The organism is Leptolyngbya sp. 7M (assembly GCF_018128485.1).
The window spans coordinates 5,456,452-5,471,036 of sequence record NZ_CP070897.1 but is presented as its reverse complement, the minus strand read 5'-3'; the positions used below and the strand labels follow the sequence as shown (position 1 = coordinate 5,471,036).

The 14,585-nt window shown below is 54.2% G+C and carries 15 protein-coding genes and 3 pseudogenes; 8 read left to right on the top strand and 10 right to left on the bottom strand.

Annotated elements, in window-relative coordinates; translation table 11 throughout:
- Positions 1-70: 70 nt before the first annotated feature.
- On the bottom strand, positions 71-907 hold the full coding sequence (locus JVX88_RS42415) for a CAP domain-containing protein (protein ID WP_315875305.1): 837 nt from the start codon (positions 905-907) through the stop codon (positions 71-73).
- A 457-nt stretch (positions 908-1,364) separates the two neighbouring features.
- On the opposite strand from JVX88_RS42415, the pseudogene JVX88_RS28660 reads away from it, so the two are divergent.
- A pseudogene (locus JVX88_RS28660) lies at positions 1,365-1,637 on the top strand (alcohol dehydrogenase catalytic domain-containing protein); the annotation flags it as partial.
- A 43-nt stretch (positions 1,638-1,680) separates the two neighbouring features.
- Positions 1,681-2,241, top strand: a complete 561-nt coding sequence (locus JVX88_RS28655; RefSeq protein ID WP_263975290.1) for a phosphotransacetylase family protein — start codon at positions 1,681-1,683, stop codon at positions 2,239-2,241.
- A 234-nt stretch (positions 2,242-2,475) separates the two neighbouring features.
- On the opposite strand, the gene JVX88_RS28650 is transcribed toward JVX88_RS28655, so the two are convergent.
- A complete protein-coding gene (locus JVX88_RS28650) occupies positions 2,476-3,150 on the bottom strand; it encodes a penicillin-binding transpeptidase domain-containing protein (protein ID WP_211621932.1) in 675 nt (224 codons plus the stop codon).
- 26 nt (positions 3,151-3,176) lie between these two features.
- Here JVX88_RS28650 and JVX88_RS28645 point away from each other — a divergent pair, with 26 nt between their 5' ends.
- On the top strand, positions 3,177-3,377 hold the full coding sequence (locus tag JVX88_RS28645) for a hypothetical protein (RefSeq protein WP_211621931.1): 201 nt from the start codon (positions 3,177-3,179) through the stop codon (positions 3,375-3,377).
- On the opposite strand, the gene JVX88_RS28640 is transcribed toward JVX88_RS28645, so the two are convergent.
- Together JVX88_RS28640 and JVX88_RS28635 are read right to left on the bottom strand one after the other, a co-directional pair.
- A complete protein-coding gene (locus tag JVX88_RS28640) occupies positions 3,352-4,239 on the bottom strand; it encodes a sensor histidine kinase (RefSeq protein WP_211621930.1) in 888 nt (295 codons plus the stop codon). The two genes, JVX88_RS28645 and JVX88_RS28640, sit on opposite strands and share 26 nt — an antisense overlap.
- 168 nt (positions 4,240-4,407) lie before the next feature.
- Positions 4,408-4,629, bottom strand: a pseudogene (locus JVX88_RS28635) (cold shock domain-containing protein); the annotation flags it as partial.
- A gap of 18 nt (positions 4,630-4,647) precedes the next feature.
- Between JVX88_RS28635 and JVX88_RS28630 the strand changes: the two are divergent.
- On the top strand, positions 4,648-4,995 hold the full coding sequence (locus JVX88_RS28630) for a LysR family substrate-binding domain-containing protein (protein ID WP_263975289.1): 348 nt from the start codon (positions 4,648-4,650) through the stop codon (positions 4,993-4,995).
- Here JVX88_RS28630 and JVX88_RS28625 read toward each other — a convergent pair.
- On the bottom strand, positions 4,992-5,834 hold the full coding sequence (locus JVX88_RS28625; RefSeq protein WP_211621928.1) for an ABC transporter ATP-binding protein: 843 nt from the start codon (positions 5,832-5,834) through the stop codon (positions 4,992-4,994). The genes JVX88_RS28630 and JVX88_RS28625 overlap by 4 nt on opposite strands.
- Before the next feature lie 114 nt (positions 5,835-5,948).
- The gene (locus JVX88_RS28620; protein ID WP_263975288.1) at positions 5,949-6,293 is read right to left on the bottom strand and encodes a hypothetical protein; all 345 of its coding nucleotides are present in this window, start codon (positions 6,291-6,293) and stop codon (positions 5,949-5,951) included.
- Here JVX88_RS28620 and JVX88_RS28615 point away from each other — a divergent pair.
- From JVX88_RS28615 to JVX88_RS44505, 3 genes and pseudogenes are all read left to right on the top strand, one after another.
- Positions 6,264-7,853, top strand: a pseudogene (locus JVX88_RS28615) (phosphoketolase); the annotation flags it as partial. The gene JVX88_RS28620 and the pseudogene JVX88_RS28615 sit on opposite strands and share 30 nt — an antisense overlap.
- Positions 7,822-9,408 carry a hypothetical protein gene (locus JVX88_RS28610; protein WP_211621927.1) on the top strand — a complete coding sequence of 529 codons (1,587 nt, stop codon included), beginning with the start codon at positions 7,822-7,824 and terminating at the stop codon, positions 9,406-9,408. The pseudogene JVX88_RS28615 and the gene JVX88_RS28610, both read left to right, overlap by 32 nt.
- Before the next feature lie 202 nt (positions 9,409-9,610).
- Positions 9,611-9,760: a serine hydrolase gene (locus tag JVX88_RS44505; RefSeq protein WP_211621926.1), complete on the top strand. Its 150-nt coding sequence runs from the start codon at positions 9,611-9,613 to the stop codon at positions 9,758-9,760.
- A gap of 480 nt (positions 9,761-10,240) precedes the next feature.
- Here the strand turns inward: JVX88_RS44505 and JVX88_RS28600 are convergent, their stop codons facing one another.
- From JVX88_RS28600 to JVX88_RS28590, 3 genes are all read right to left on the bottom strand, one after another.
- On the bottom strand, positions 10,241-10,882 hold the full coding sequence (locus JVX88_RS28600; RefSeq protein WP_211621925.1) for a DNA gyrase C-terminal beta-propeller domain-containing protein: 642 nt from the start codon (positions 10,880-10,882) through the stop codon (positions 10,241-10,243).
- Positions 10,883-11,070: 188 nt separating this feature from the next.
- Positions 11,071-11,331 (bottom strand): hypothetical protein, encoded by a 261-nt coding sequence (locus tag JVX88_RS28595; protein WP_211621924.1) that lies wholly within the window; start codon positions 11,329-11,331, stop codon positions 11,071-11,073.
- 105 nt (positions 11,332-11,436) lie between these two features.
- A complete protein-coding gene (locus JVX88_RS28590) occupies positions 11,437-12,441 on the bottom strand; it encodes a hypothetical protein (protein WP_317134473.1) in 1,005 nt (334 codons plus the stop codon).
- 151 nt (positions 12,442-12,592) lie between these two features.
- On the opposite strand from JVX88_RS28590, the gene JVX88_RS28585 reads away from it, so the two are divergent.
- Positions 12,593-13,978, top strand: coding sequence for a PAS domain S-box protein (locus tag JVX88_RS28585; RefSeq protein ID WP_211621923.1), 1,386 nt, complete (start codon positions 12,593-12,595; stop codon positions 13,976-13,978).
- Here JVX88_RS28585 and larE read toward each other — a convergent pair.
- Positions 13,932-14,543: an ATP-dependent sacrificial sulfur transferase LarE gene (gene larE / locus JVX88_RS28580; RefSeq protein WP_317134472.1), complete on the bottom strand. Its 612-nt coding sequence runs from the start codon at positions 14,541-14,543 to the stop codon at positions 13,932-13,934. The two genes, JVX88_RS28585 and larE, sit on opposite strands and share 47 nt — an antisense overlap.
- Between the last annotated feature and the right edge of the window lie 42 nt (positions 14,544-14,585).

Below are 14,585 nucleotides of genomic sequence, written 5' to 3'. Positions count from 1 at the left end.
AGTATCCCCAAAATCTATGCGTCAAATCTATAGGCTGAATCCATCAGTTGCGCAGAAATTCTCGTCAGAATCAACCGCAGTGTAGAAAAGACGAAACAGTGCGGTCCAGCACAATTTTGTCTACCCCGCGCTCAAAGTCGATAATCCGATCCAAACCAAAATCTTCGGCAGCAAAGGCTTTTCCAGAATCAAACACAAAGGCATCCTTGCCGGTGCCACCGCTGAGAAGATCGTTGCCTGCACCGCCGTTCAGTAAATCATCACCACTACCGCCGTTTAGTATATCGTTGCCACCGTTGCCGTAGATGCGGTCATTACCGCTTTCACCAGTCAACAGTTCGCCGTCAGCAGTGCCAATTAGCTCATCGTCCAGGCTAAGATCTGGAGAAGGTGATGGAGAAGGTATAGGAGAAGGCGTTGGAGAAGGCGTTGGAGAAGGTGTAGGTGATGTAGTGGGTGATGCAGCTGGCAGAAAAGAAGCTGGATTGAGATCGCCACTGCCAAACTTCTGAGTCCAGTAGCTATTGTAATTCACAGAACCAGTGTCGTTTGCTAAATAGAAATAACCAATACCCAGTTCTGTATATTTGCTATTTAGCATATTGGCTCGATGTCCAGAACTATTCTTCCAGCCTTCTACTACAGCTTCTAGTGTAGCATATCCGGCAGCGATATTTTCTCCCATGCTTTGAGCTTCATAACCAATGGCCTTAGCCCGGTCCCAAGGTTTAGATCCATTTTTGCCAGTATGCGAAAAATAATCTTGTTTCGCCATGTCTTCGGAATGGCCCTGAGCGGCAGCATTTAGCTCGGCGTTTAACTTCAATCCAGGTAACCCATTCTCAGCCCGAAATTGGTTGGTGAGTTCGAGCACCCGGGTGATGAAAGCGGTGTTAGTTGTCGCCATTATTTTTACTCCTTCTGATCAAATGAATTCAGCAAATTGATACTCAAGCTGGTAAATTGCGTTTGCTGATCGTGCTCTTACCGAGTTCAATCTTGCTGCTTGATCTAGCCGAGAAAAATAGACTGAGCGGAACACTGATCAACAGTACAGAATGTCAGTTAGCTTTCCGGAGCAATTGGCGGATGATTAATTTCTACAATCGGTTTCAATCACAAATTTGTAATTCTCGATGACTTGTTAAAATCCCGTAGAAGTTCTGTAGTAATGCTGTTCTTTATAACTTGATTGTTGATGCTACTCGAAATGCTACAGAGACAATAATCGGTATAAAACTGTATGCAATCAGTGCCTTCATCGTTCCTTAAATATCACTTAAGAGCGAGCGCTTTATTTCATTCCTGTGAGATAGTCAGTGATCTGAAAACCTGCTCAGAAATACTGAGATTGGAGAATTGCTATGGACGTAAAAGCTGCTGTTGCATTGGAGGCTGGCAAGCCGTTGAGTATCGAAACCGTGCAGCTCCAGCCGCCTCAAGCCGGAGAAGTGCTAGTTGAAATCAAGGCAACGGGAGTTTGTCATACCGATGCCTTTACCCTCTCTGGTAGCGACCCAGAGGGCTTGTTTCCTACAATTTTGGGTCACGAGGGCGCTGGAATTGTGGTGGAAGTGGGGCCAAATGTTAAGTCAGTCAAGCCAGGAGACCACGTCATTCCCCTCTATACGCCAGAATCAGCTTGGCTCTCACCTGATTGGCGTCTTGCTCAACGATGTTTTGCCCGATCAGCTCGAACGAGTCCACAGCCAAATCCAACCCTTTTTACAGCAGCAAGGGATTGAAGTTCTCGGTATCCTGCCCCGCAATGACCTGCTTCGCAGTGTGAGCGTGCGGGAGTTGGTCCATCAACTAAATGCTGAAGTGCTCTGCCGCCCCGACCGGCTTGATCTGATGGTCGAGAGCCTCAAGATTGGCGCGATGAATGTCAATTCAGCTCTGGGGTATTTCCGCAAAGGTCGCAACATGGCCGTCGTCACTGGCGGTGACCGCACCGATATCCAGCTTGCTGCCCTAGAAACATCAACTCAATGCCTGATCCTAACCGGCCACCTGCCGCCTTCTTCTACCATCCTGACGCGAGCTGAAGACCTAGAGATCCCGATTCTCTCAGTCGATCTCGACACCCTGACAACCGTGGAAATCGTCGATCGCGCTTTTGGCCAAGTTCGCCTGCATGAGCCGATCAAAGTTCAGGCCGTCTATCAAATGATGGAAAAGCACGTCAAGTTTGATCAGCTACTGACCAAGCTGGGTTTAACGCCGATTCCAACAGCCTAGTTCAATCAGTTTTGAGTTGGGATCGGTCGTTCAAGGATCGGTCGTTCAAGGATCGGTCGTTCAATCAAAATTAGACATTGGTGGATAGTGTGCAGGTCTCTTGCCCGTTGCGAGCGAACCATTTGCACTACAGCACCTGCCAGTGTTTTCTAGAAATTGCACTTGCCAAACACTGCCTGATCAAGAGCCTTTCAAAGAACCGTGTTGATCTCAACTCAAAACTCAAAACTTGATTTAGTCGCTTGTAACATCAGCAGGTTCAGCAGCGCCGGTTGCTTGGGTGCCGTTGAAATAGGTTTCTAGAACCTGTCGCACCATTGGGGCTGCCACCTTACCGCCGCCGCCACCTGAATTTTCGGCAAAGGCCACAACCACAATCTCCGGTTTATCGGTTGGACCATAGGCTCCAAACCAAGCATGGGAGCGCCGGGGTGGATCTTCTGCCGTACCGCTCTTACCCGAAATTGGAGGCAGATTGGGTACATTAATCGCCTGACCCGTACCGCTGGTAATCACCATGCGCAACCCTTCCTTGAGGATGTCCAGCGTCACATTGCTGATATTGAGCGACTCTCGCCAGTTTTTGGCATCTTCGTTGTCATACAACAGATGGGGATGGACGCGATAACCACCATTGGCAGGCACCGCAAACATCACAGCCACCTGCAGCGGAGTTGATTGCAGATAGCCTTGGCCGATCGACATGTTGACCGTATCGCCGGCGTACCAGGGTTCCTTAAGTTCGGCTTGTTTCCAAGTTTCGTCTGGTACTAATCCCGCAGCTTCTTCCTTAGCGATTTCAATCCCGGTTTTTTGCCCGAAACCATAGCGCTTTGTCCACTGGATCAGATTGTTTCCGCCCATGCCAAGAGCCGTTTGGTAAAAGAAAGTATCGCTACTCCAGGCCATTGCACCCGGGAAGTCTAGAAGGCCAAATGCCCCGCGGCGCCTTCGTGCTCGTGCCGCACCCCGCCGCGAGCGAGAAGATCGCCCAGCTCAAGTCGATGGGCCTCAACACCGACGCCCGGATGACGCCCGATGGCCAGCGGTGCGTCCGCTTGTGCCCCGACATTCTCAACACCGAGGACGAGCTCGCCCGAGCCGCACGACTCATTGCGAAGGCATGGCATCCGTAGCGGTGGCGGCCAGTGCACGGGGCTCGGGCGAGGATTCGAGAGCCGGAAGCCTCACCACGAAGTCGCTCCCGCGCCCGATCTCGGTGTGCAGATCGATGCGCCCGCCGTGGGCTTCGATCAGGCGTCGGGTCATCGGCAGGCCCAACCCCGACCCCCCGGACTTGGTGGTGAAGTAGGGCTCAAAGATCCGGGCTGCGACGTCCGGCGCGATGCCGGGGCCCGTGTCGATGACGTGCAGCACGACCCAGCCGCCCGGAGCATCGACCGCCGCCCGTGCTCGTCCCGGGGCCGGGGGTTCGGCGGCGGTCTTGAGGATCAGCTCCCGCGACGCGGAGCCATCACCACCCGACATGGCCTGCACCGCGTTGAGCATGAGGTTGAGCACGGCCTGCTTCAGGTGAGCCGGGTCGATCGGCGATCGCAGCGGGCCTTGGGCCAAGTCCACCCTCAGGCGAACGCCCGCCTTGGCCGCCTGCGGCAGGAAGAAGTCGGCGAGCTCCTCGACGAGTCGGTTGAGGTCCTCCGGGCGGGGGTCGAGCCTGGGTTCGCCGGCGTACTGCAGGAAGTCGGTGAGGATGCCGCGGAGGCGCTCCACCTCGCGCCGAAGCGCGGCGGCCCGTCGCAGCAGGCGGGAACGCTCCGCGTCGTCGATGGGCAGGTCGCCCACCCCCTCTTCGAGGAGCTGGGCGTTGAGACCAATGGTGGAGAGCGGGTTCTTGATCTCGTGGGCCAAGCCGCTGGTCATCGCGCCGACCTCGGCCAGGCGTTCGGCGGTGCGAGCCCTGCGTTCGGCGGCGGTCGCCCGCGCGAGCTGTCGGCGGATCACCCACTGCCCGACCGCCCAGGCGATCAGCACGCCCACGCCCGCTCCGGCCAGAAACCAAGGGACCATCACTGGCGATTATCGCCGCCCCGGACGGAGGTGCGCGGTCGTGGCCTCTCATCCATCGACGCCGACCGTCGGCTACCGGCGTGGAGAGCGCTGGTAGCCCCTGCGCGGCGGGACCACCACTTCCACGGTCTCAAGCCGCCTGACCCGCGAGGCCTTCCAGCCCTTCTCCCATCGGACGGCGTCGTAGACGACCTTCGAGCCGTCCTTCAGCACGCGGAACCCCTCGCCCTCGATGACGCTGAAGTGGACGAAGATGTCCTGTCCTTCGGGCCCGGTGATGAAGCCGAAGCCCTTCCGCGGATCGAACCACTTCACCACCCCCTCGACTCCGACGAGCTCCGGCGTGGGATCGGGTGACATATCGCGTCCCTCGTCGCGTTGGGCACGGCATTCGGGCCCGCGCTGCACATCACGCGCCCGACGCCGACTCCACCGCAAGGCTCACCACCCCAGATTATTAGCCTGTGCCAGCAGGCGGGATTTAGCCCCAACGTGGTACAGGAAGCGATGCAGATGCAAACGATTGTCAGCCTCGTAGCCGGCGGGATTGGCATCTCGATTGTGCCCGTGTCGCTAGAAAATATGCAGCGGGCTGGAGTGGTCTACAAACCGCTCGCCGAACCCACGCCCTGTGCCGAAATTGCCGTCGCCTGGAGGCAGAATGACCATTCGCCCAGCATTCAGCGGTTTCTAGAAATCGTCAACCAGGTGATGGCCCTGCGCTAATCATCCTGACTAAAATGCCGATCCAGAAAATTTAGCGCATGGTTGCGCAACTCGTAGTACTCGGGCAGTTCTCGCAACTCCTGCATATTGCGCGGATGGGGAAACGGCACCTCTAGAATTTCGCCGATCTTCGCGGCTGGACCGTTCGTCATCATCACAATTCGGTCAGACATATAGAGCGCTTCGTCTACATCGTGGGTAATCATCATCACGGCTTGGCGATGGCTTTCCCAGATATCCAGCCCTTGGCGCTGCAATTTGCCGCGCGTCAGGGCATCCAGCGCCCCAAACGGTTCATCCATCAGCAGCACCTTAGGACGAATTGCCAATGCCCGCGCAATCCCAACCCGTTGCTTCATCCCGCCCGACAGCTCATCGGGATACTTATCCGCTGCCGCCATCAGGTTGACCATATTCAGATGTTCATTCACAATGCTGATTTTTTCCGCCCGCGTGGCATTATGCAGCACCTCATCCACCGCCAGCCGAATGTTTTCCCGCACCGTCAGCCAAGGCAGCAGTGAGTAGTGTTGGAATACCATCATCCGTTCCGAACCGGGCTTGCGGATTTCCCGTCCTTCCAGTCGCACCGAGCCAGACGTGGCCCTGTCCAAGCCGGCGACAATTTTCAGCAGGGTTGATTTCCCGCAACCAGAGTGACCAATGATGGAAATGTACTCGTCCTCGCCAATCGTCAGATTCACACCATCCAAAATCACCGCTTCGCTGCCGTCGGGTTTGGGATAGGCTTTTACTAAATTCTCGATCACTAGAAACTCAGATCGATTCAGCTCCAGCACGTCAGTAGTATTGGCAAATTGAGATCGTGATTTAACCATGCTGCGCTCCTAAGGGTAGAGAACAATTGCAGAACATTCGAGCAGTTAAGGTTGGCACCTGTGGATCCCCCCTACCACCTTGAGAAAGAGGGAACTGGACTCTAGGACAAGACTTCACGACAGGAAAAATTTCTGCGGTCGATTGGCGCGAATCTCAAAGCTATTCAGATAGCCCACCGGATCGCTGGGATCGAATCCCTTGCTGTCAATGAACAGCTCTGGCGGTTCGACTTTGTAATCTTCGGCTGGACATTGAATGCCCATCTCTGCCGCAATCTCTCGATACAAATCAGTGCGCCAGCTTTTGCTCGCCAACTCTTCCGCGTTTTTGGGCACTTCAGGAATCTGTCCCCAGCGGGCAGCCTGGGTCATCAACCAGATGCTGTGGGAGCGCCACAGAAAGGTGGAATGGTCTCCGGCAGGTCGATCCGAGATGGAGCCGTGCTGCCGGTGCTGCACCTGAACGGCTACAAGATCAACAACCCAACCATTTTGGCCCGCATCAGCCACGATGAACTAGAGGCGCTGTTCCGCGGCTATGGCTGGACACCCTACTTTGTGGAAGGCTCCGATCCTGAATCGATGCATCAGGCAATGGCCGCTACGCTAGATCACTGCGTTACCGAAATCAAGCGCATCCAGCAGGAAGCCCGCAGCAGTGGTCAAGCCATTCGACCCCGCTGGCCGATGATTGTGATGCGCACCCCCAAAGGCTGGACCGGACCTTCTGAAGTGGATGGCCGCAAAGTCGAAGGCTTCTGGCGCTCTCATCAGGTTCCAATGGGAGCCATGCACAACAATCCAGGCCATTTGCGGCTGCTAGAAGACTGGATGAGGAGCTATAAACCCGAAGAACTGTTTGACGCTAACGGCACCCTGTTCCCCCATATCAAAGCCACAGCGCCCACAGGCAGCAAGCGGTTGGGATCCACACCCTATGCCAATGGCGGCCTGTTGCGCAAAGAGCTGAACCTGCCCGACTTCCGCAACTACGGCGTTCAGGTTGAGAAGCCAGGAACTAGCGAAGTGGAGAACACCCGTCCGATGGGCGTCTTCTTGCGGGATGTGATGCGCAACAACATGACCAGCTTCCGGGTTTTTGGTCCCGACGAAAACACCTCCAACAAGCTGAATGCCATCTACGAAGTCAGCAAAAAGTTCTGGATTGCCGACTTTTTACCCGAAGACCTGGATGGCGGCGAGCTTTCGCCCGATGGCCGCGTCATGGAGATGCTGAGCGAGCATACGCTCGAAGGCTGGCTAGAAGGTTATTTGCTCACCGGACGACATGGCTTCTTATCCACCTACGAGGCCTTTGCCCACGTAATCGATTCGATGGTGAACCAGCACGCCAAGTGGTTGGATATTTGCAATCACATTCACTGGCGGGAAGAGGTCTCATCGCTGAACCTGTTGATTACTTCAACCGTGTGGCGGCAAGATCACAATGGCTTTACCCACCAAGACCCGGGCTTTCTGGATATAGTTCTGAACAAAAGTCCCGATGTGGTGCGCATCTACCTGCCCCCCGATGTGAATACCCTCCTGTCCGTCGTAAACCACTGTCTCAAGAGTGCCAATTACATCAACGTCATCGTGTCGGACAAGCAGATGCATTTGCAGTATCACGACATGGATGCGGCGATCAAAAACTGTACCAAGGGCATTGATATCTGGGAATGGGCCAGTACTGATGCCGGCGAAGAACCTGATGTGGTACTGGCAACGGCAGGCGATATTCCCACCAAAGAGTCGCTGGCGGCTTCACTGATGCTGCGGGAAAACTTCCCTGATCTGAAAATTCGCTTTGTTAATGTGATTGACCTGTTCCGGTTAACGCCAGACACCGAACACTGTCATGGCCTCAGCGACCGGGATTTCGATAGCCTATTCACCCTCGATAAGCCGGTAATCTTTAACTTCCACGGCTATCCCTGGCTGATCCACCGCCTCACCTACCGGCGGTGCGGTTTGGCATTTGCTGGCGATGGTCGTAGCCGTAAGCGCCCTGACGCCTGAAAATCTCTCCAATGCAGTGGTCTATGTAATGTTTGGCTGGGTGATGCTCCAGCTCCTCAAAGGCACAATTGGCCAGCCGATTGCCAATTTGGGGGGCCGCCTGATGCGGCGTGTGGCTGGGGTCGATGTGGTCAGTCAGCGCTCCCAACTCAAGGAACTGGTGAACGCTGGTCTAGAAACGCGAATTGCCTCAGCAGGGACCACCCCGGCCAGTACAGCAAGCAACTCCGCGTTCGCTACGTCCTCCCGTTCGCCCGTCCTGCCAATCGAAAACAGCTCAATCGTCTCATCCTCAGGAGTGGCAGCTCTAGAGTTGCCGGCTAAAGATACCGAGGCCATCGGCGTGCGCCTAGAGCACGAGTTTCAAAGCATTCCTCAAGTGATCCGGCTGGGGTTGATCCTGATGGGCATGATTGTCCTGTTTATGGCCGTAGTGGTACTGCTGCGTCCGGTGCGAGATAGTTTGTTTGTCTGGCATAACAGTCTGCCTCGCTTTATGCGCTGGGTGTTTGATCTGAGCTGGATTGGCGTCGTGGCGCTGATTTTTGCCGGCTTGCTGGCTCCGCTGGAAGCACTGGGGTGGTGGGCCGGCTGGTACGGTGATGAGGTGGAAACGGTGCCGCTAGAGCCGTCGGTTGGGCAAGTCACTAGTCCAGTCAGTATCGAGGATCGCCCGTCTCGCTATGTCGTTTATATGGATGGCGTAGGACAATCGGGCGAGGAATACACGCCAGATATCGTAGATTTTCTGGCCGCCTTGGCACCAGCCTTACCCAAGGATATGGCTCTGGTGCAGGGGTTGATGCTCTACTCGATGGGAAACCGTTCGCTGCGGGAAAATCGGCCTCTGGCGTGGCTGTGGCGAACGGCAGACCGGATGCGCTGGGCCAATCCAATGGCGGTCTTGGGCTTGCTGGTGAATGTGCGGAATGCGTGGGCGGTCGCGGTGTCAGCCGATAAGCGCTATGGCCCCATCTACAATCAGGGGATTGCCCAGGTGGTCTACGACGGCTTGCTGAAACACGGCTATCAGCCCAGTGACGGCACTCCGATTACGATGATTGGCTATAGCGGCGGTGCCCATATGTCAGTGGCGATTGCGCCTTATTTGAAGCGCGTCTTGGGAGGCAACATCCAGGTGATTTCCCTGGGTGGCGTGATGAGCGCCAACAATAACTTTCTGAAGCTAGAGCACCTTTACCATCTGGTGGGCGAAAAGGATGTAGTGGCGGCACTGGGGCCAATTCTGTTTCCCGGACGCCGGAAATTCTTTCCCCTGTCCTACTGGAACCGGGCGATGCGGAAGGGCAAAATCACCGAGATTAATCTGGGTCCGATGGGGCACCAGGTACCCGGTGGCATTATGGACCCCAAAGCATATTTGCCCAATGGGGAAAGCCATTTGCAGCACACAATTGGCGTGATTCTCTCGATTCTGGAGGGCCAGTTAGTGGGAGCCACCCCAACCCGGCCCCGCCAGCTCAGCACACGAGAATTGAGTCAGCCCCAGACAGAACGACATAACTATTTCGATCATTATCCTGCCATAGGATAGGGATCCGCCCTCTATCATAGGGCAGAAGCACCACCCTTGATCTCTAGCTCAAGACGTAGAAGCAAGTTTCTATAGTTAGAGCACTGTCCTCCTCTTAGCTGGAAATCACTATGTCATTTTCTGCTCAAGGGCCGTCCCCATTGACCACTGAAAGGAGACCTATCTTCAGGCTTATGCCGACTTAGGCTGGTTTTCTGGCTCGATGATCATGGTTCATAAGGGTGAAATTGTGTTTGCTCAGAGCTATGGTATTGCAAGCATAGAATATCAAGTTCCCAATACGCTGCAAACTCGATTTCGGGTAGGTTCAATTACGAAGCAATTTACAACGGCAGCGATTCCCGTCAGTTAAGGACCCAGACAGCCGGCTTTGACGCTTTATCCGGCCTCTGCAACCAAGTTTTTTGCACGAGCGATAGATCTGCGAGTAGTGTTCAACTTAAGTGCTCAACTTAATAGTAGATGGCACAGTGGAAAGCCTGCCCCAGAGCGAAGGCGGGGATGAAATCATTGTCAGTAAACTAGTCTGAAAACAGGTTTTCATTAGGTCGAGTTACTTAGATAGGCCTACTTATTGTTTTAGATTCTGCACATGCAAGCGTTAATACAGAAGATTAGGGAAGTTGGGAAACCTAGATATAAAGATGTACTCTTTTTCTAACCAAGACGCGAACGCTCTTACGAAAACAACAGCTAATTAATCGGACTTGATGGAACTTCTTAAAACTTGCTTTCCAAGCAAATAGGAGAACCCTAACTCTGATGAGATTAGAATTCTCCTCGATGTTCAAAGCAGGTATTCGTAATTAGAGCCAAAGTTGTCGCTTGCTGCCTACTCTTCCACATCAACACCTTCAGCACTTTCTGCCGTCGGGGGAACCAGCGCTACCGCCACAATTGCATCATCGTCATCCAGTTTCTGGACGCGCACGCCTGTAGCTGCCCGCGACTGACAGGAAATGGCCTTGACTGCCTGCCGGATAATGATGCCGCGGCTTGTAACCAGGATTATTTCGTCGTCTTCATTGACGATCCGCAGTGAGGCCAAACGGTCATTGGCTTTGCGGAACTTGATCGACCGCAGCCCCATACCGGCCCGATTTTGGAGGCGGAACTGGGTGATCGGCACCCGCTTACCCAAGCCGCCCATTGTAATTACTAGCGCCCAGGGACCTTGGGTATTGCATTCGGCTTCTAGCTCCTCAGATTCGCTGTCAGCGTCGGCCTCGTCTCCTTCGGCAATGCTGGCAACCACCTGACTCGGCAGAATATCCATACTGATCAGCTCGTCGCTTTTCTTCAGCGCCATCGCCTTGACGCCACGAGTGGGACGGCCCAAGGGACGCAACTGCTCGTCAGTGGCCCGGAAGTGAATTGCCATGCCTAGGCGGGAGCCAATGATGATGCTATCTTCGACTCGCGCTAGCCGCACCCACCGCAGCTGATCGCCCTCTTCCAGGGAAATTGCGATCAAATTTTCTCCTTTTTCTCATACACCAGATCCAACCATAACTCCGTTTAGCCCGGTGACATCCCGCTTGGTCAAGTTGAATCATTAGAACACTATCCGCAACGTGCTGAGCAACTAGGTTGAGAAACACTTGAAAGCAGTCAGTGTTGAAATGGGTGAACTCGTAGAAGAAGTGTGCTCCAGTCGCAGGCTCAACAACGCCGTACCGGTAAGTCGCCCGAAACGGTCATTGTACTTCCCCTTTCGGTTTGACCCCAACTGCGGTGATTTTGCAACCGCTGATGGGCTTGAGTCCAAGGCGATACAATCCCCAGTTGGGGCTCCAACCCCTGGCAAATCTCGCGGTAACGGTTGAACCCGTCCTCCTGCTGCAACCGTTTGTTGAGAGCATCCTGTGCCCATTGAGGACTACGATGCTGCTGTCCAAGCCGAGGATTGTGAGTTAACAACATAAAGCATAGCCCCGTCCTATGAATAAGACAGGGACTTGGGACGTGTGGGCAGTGACGCCATGGGATTTACATCCCTGTCCGCCGCAATTACACTTGACAGCGTTTTTAGACCTCGGTAGACGCTTGAGCTACCGGCTGAGGCTGGGGCTGGAACTGGAACAGCGAGTAGACCACATTCCGACGAATATTGGTCATCATCTCTAGAAACAGTTCGTAGCCTTCACTCTTATACTCGATTAACGGGTCTTTTTGCCCATAGCCGCGCAAACCTACCGATTCTCGCAGGGCGTCCATTTGCTGCAGGTGCTCCCGCCAGAGGGTGTCAATCTGTTGCAGCGTGAAGAACCGCTCAGCCTGACGCATCAAACCCGGTTTAACCTGATCCACTTGCGCTTCCTTGATGTCATAGGCAATCCGGGACTGCTCGTGCAGGAAGGTTTTGATTTCGCCAGTAGAGAGGTCTGCGAGCTGTTCGGGTTCTAGGTCTTGCAGCAGATAGATAAATTCCTTCACCTTGCCGACAACCTTATCCAGCTCCCACTCTTCCGGCGGCAGTTCCGGGTTGATGTAGGCGTCCACGATATCGTTCATCGTGCGTTCGATATATTCGATCACCTTTTCCTTCAGGTCTACCCCTTCCAGCACCCGGCGGCGCTCGGCATAGATAGCTCGCCGCTGGTTGTTCATTACCTCGTCATACTCGAACACCTGTTTGCGGATGTCGTAGTAGTAGGTTTCCACCTTCTTCTGGGCACCTTCGAGCGAGCGCGTCAGCATCCCCGATTCAATCGGCATGTCCTCTTCGACATGGAACATTTCCATCAGCCGCGCCACCCGGTCGCCGCCAAAAATTCGCAGCAGGTTGTCTTCGAGGCTGAGGAAGAAGCGAGTCGAACCAGGGTCGCCCTGCCGTCCGGCTCGGCCCCGCAACTGGTTGTCAATCCGGCGCGATTCGTGGCGTTCTGTACCAATTACATGCAGTCCGCCCAGGGCCACCACTTCCTCATGCTCGGCTTTGGTATACTGCTCATACTCCTGACGAATTAGGTTGTACACTTCCCGCAGCTTCAGGATCACTGGGTCGTTGGTGGGTGCTAGGCCCACAGCCATGAGCCACTAGCTTGAGCAATGCTTCCAGCGATGCCGATAGTCTGTCTTCTATGCCTTCTGGTTCTGATTTGGAGTGCCTTCCCAGAATCATAAGTCGTTTCACCGAGTCCCAATCAGCCCAATTTCAACGTGAGGGGTGCAGCCGCTGATTATGACCAAGTCACCGCTGGTATTTAACCAGAATCGCTACTACAAAGGGTTTGCTCATACTGGTCTTTCCGCGAATCTACTCACGCAAGCATTTCCATTCTATTTGGCCTTTCGGGCCGACGGGCAGCTCGTGCAGATTGGGGATGCTATGCAGCGGCTCTGTCCTCACCTCACCCCAGGTCAGCCGATTGATTACTACTTTCAGCTTCGACAACCCAGCGTTGAGTTTCAATCCCTGACTCAGCCGCTCGATGATTTGCTGCTGTTGGAATGTCTAGCCAACCAAGTCCAGTTTGAAGGCCACGCCATCTATGTTAAACAGCAGGAACTGATTTACTTTCTTGGCTCGCCTCGCCTCGATGATGCCTACACCTTAAATTCACTGGTTGCTAAGGTGGCCAACCGATCCAGTCGCGGTGCCGCATCTGACATGCTGCTATTGCTTCAGGCGCGCGCCACCAGCCTATCGGATACACGCCGATTGGCTGAAAAAATTGCCGAACAGCGGGCTGAGCTGCGGCAGGCCCTGCGACAGGCTGAGCTAGCTACGGCAGTATTAGAGCAGGCGGCTGACGCGATTGAAATCACCGATGCTGATGCCCGTTTACTCTACGTCAATCCAGCCTTCGAACGCATTACCGGCTATCGACGCGATGAGGTGATGGGCAAAACCGTTACCGAATTGTTTTGTCTGGGACAGCCCGACGAGACTTTGTATCAAGAAATTGCCCGCACCATTGCGGCAGGAAAGGTCTGGCAAGGCTCCTGTATGGGTAGGCGCAAGGACGGCTCATCCTATCCTCAAGAAGTGACGATTTTTCCAATTCACAACAAAGCAGGACAAATCACCAATCACGTGGCTATCAAACGGGATGTCAGCGACCGTCAACGCACCCAAGAAAAGTTAGGCAATTCTCTTTCGTTGCTGCAGGCTACATTTGAAGCAACCGCCGATGGCATTTTAGTCACGAATGGGCAGGGAAATATCCTCAATTTCAATCAAAAGTTCGCCGAACTTTGGCAAATTTCAACTAATCAGCCCATTTCTTGGGATCAGTTTCATGATCTGACGTTCATCGCTCGCTTTCTCAAGCATCCTTACCAGTTTTCTAGCCGGATCCAAGAACTCTACACACAGCCACAGATCGAAAGCCACGACATTTTGGAGTTGAAAGACGGGCGCTATCTGGAAGGACGGTCCTGTCCCCAGCGCTCAGGCGATTCCGTAATTGGGCGAGTCTGGAGTTTTCGGGATGTCACCGAACGGCTGCACACTGAAGCTAAAATCCGCTATCAAGCCTCCCATGACCTGCTCACTGGCTTGCCCAACCGGATGTTTTTTAACGAGCGTCTGGTTGAGGCGCTGGCCCAAGCGATTCGAGTTTAGCCACGGTAATTTCTTCACCGTAGGGAAATCGAGAGCTGAGGCAGGGCTGCGCCGGTTTGTCCCACCAGGGTAATCCCAATAGTCTTGCCAGTTCTCGCACCTCCAGCTTCGTGATGCCAACCTCTGCCAACGGCGAACAAGCCCCCCGCTCCTTGGCAGCCTGAATGCCGGGACGATAATCTGACAAGTCATCGGCATTGACTCCATCCACCACATAGGGATACCCCCGCTCTAGAGCCAGCGGTTTGAGGGTATTATGCAGTTCGCTTTTACAGAAATAGCAGCGGTTGACTGGATTGGCCGTGTAGTTGGGATTTTCCATTTCATGGGTTTGCACCACCTCATGGGCAATGCCAATTTCAGCCGCCTGAATCCGCGCATCTTCCAAATCCTCAGGCAACAGCGAGGGCGATTCAGCCGTCACGGCCAAAGCACGTTCTCCCAGCACATCGTAGGCGACCTTGGCGACCAAGGTACTGTCAATACCACCAGAGTAGGCGATTAGCGCTCGGTCCATCTCGGCAAACAGATTTTTTAATTGCTCCAGCTTCGTTGTTAATTCCATGTCCTCAATCAAGCCAACCACGACTGATCCAACTTATCTAAC

Excerpts from the sequence above, each read along its gene's own strand:
- JVX88_RS42415 (WP_315875305.1), bottom strand. The coding sequence starts at position 907 with ATGGCGACAACTAACACCGCTTTCATCACCCGGGTGCTCGAACTCACC.
- JVX88_RS28650 (WP_211621932.1), bottom strand. The coding sequence starts at position 3,150 with ATGGCCTGGAGTAGCGATACTTTCTTTTACCAAACGGCTCTTGGCATG.
- JVX88_RS28645 (WP_211621931.1), top strand. The coding sequence starts at position 3,177 with ATGCCCCGCGGCGCCTTCGTGCTCGTGCCGCACCCCGCCGCGAGCGAG.
- JVX88_RS28625 (WP_211621928.1), bottom strand. The coding sequence starts at position 5,834 with ATGGTTAAATCACGATCTCAATTTGCCAATACTACTGACGTGCTGGAG.
- JVX88_RS28610 (WP_211621927.1), top strand. The coding sequence starts at position 7,822 with ATGGTCGTAGCCGTAAGCGCCCTGACGCCTGAAAATCTCTCCAATGCA.
- JVX88_RS44505 (WP_211621926.1), top strand. The coding sequence starts at position 9,611 with ATGATCATGGTTCATAAGGGTGAAATTGTGTTTGCTCAGAGCTATGGT.
- JVX88_RS28595 (WP_211621924.1), bottom strand. The coding sequence starts at position 11,331 with ATGTTGTTAACTCACAATCCTCGGCTTGGACAGCAGCATCGTAGTCCT.
- JVX88_RS28590 (WP_317134473.1), bottom strand. The coding sequence starts at position 12,441 with ATGGCTGTGGGCCTAGCACCCACCAACGACCCAGTGATCCTGAAGCTG.
- JVX88_RS28585 (WP_211621923.1), top strand. The coding sequence starts at position 12,593 with ATGACCAAGTCACCGCTGGTATTTAACCAGAATCGCTACTACAAAGGG.
- larE (WP_317134472.1), bottom strand. The coding sequence starts at position 14,543 with ATGGAATTAACAACGAAGCTGGAGCAATTAAAAAATCTGTTTGCCGAG.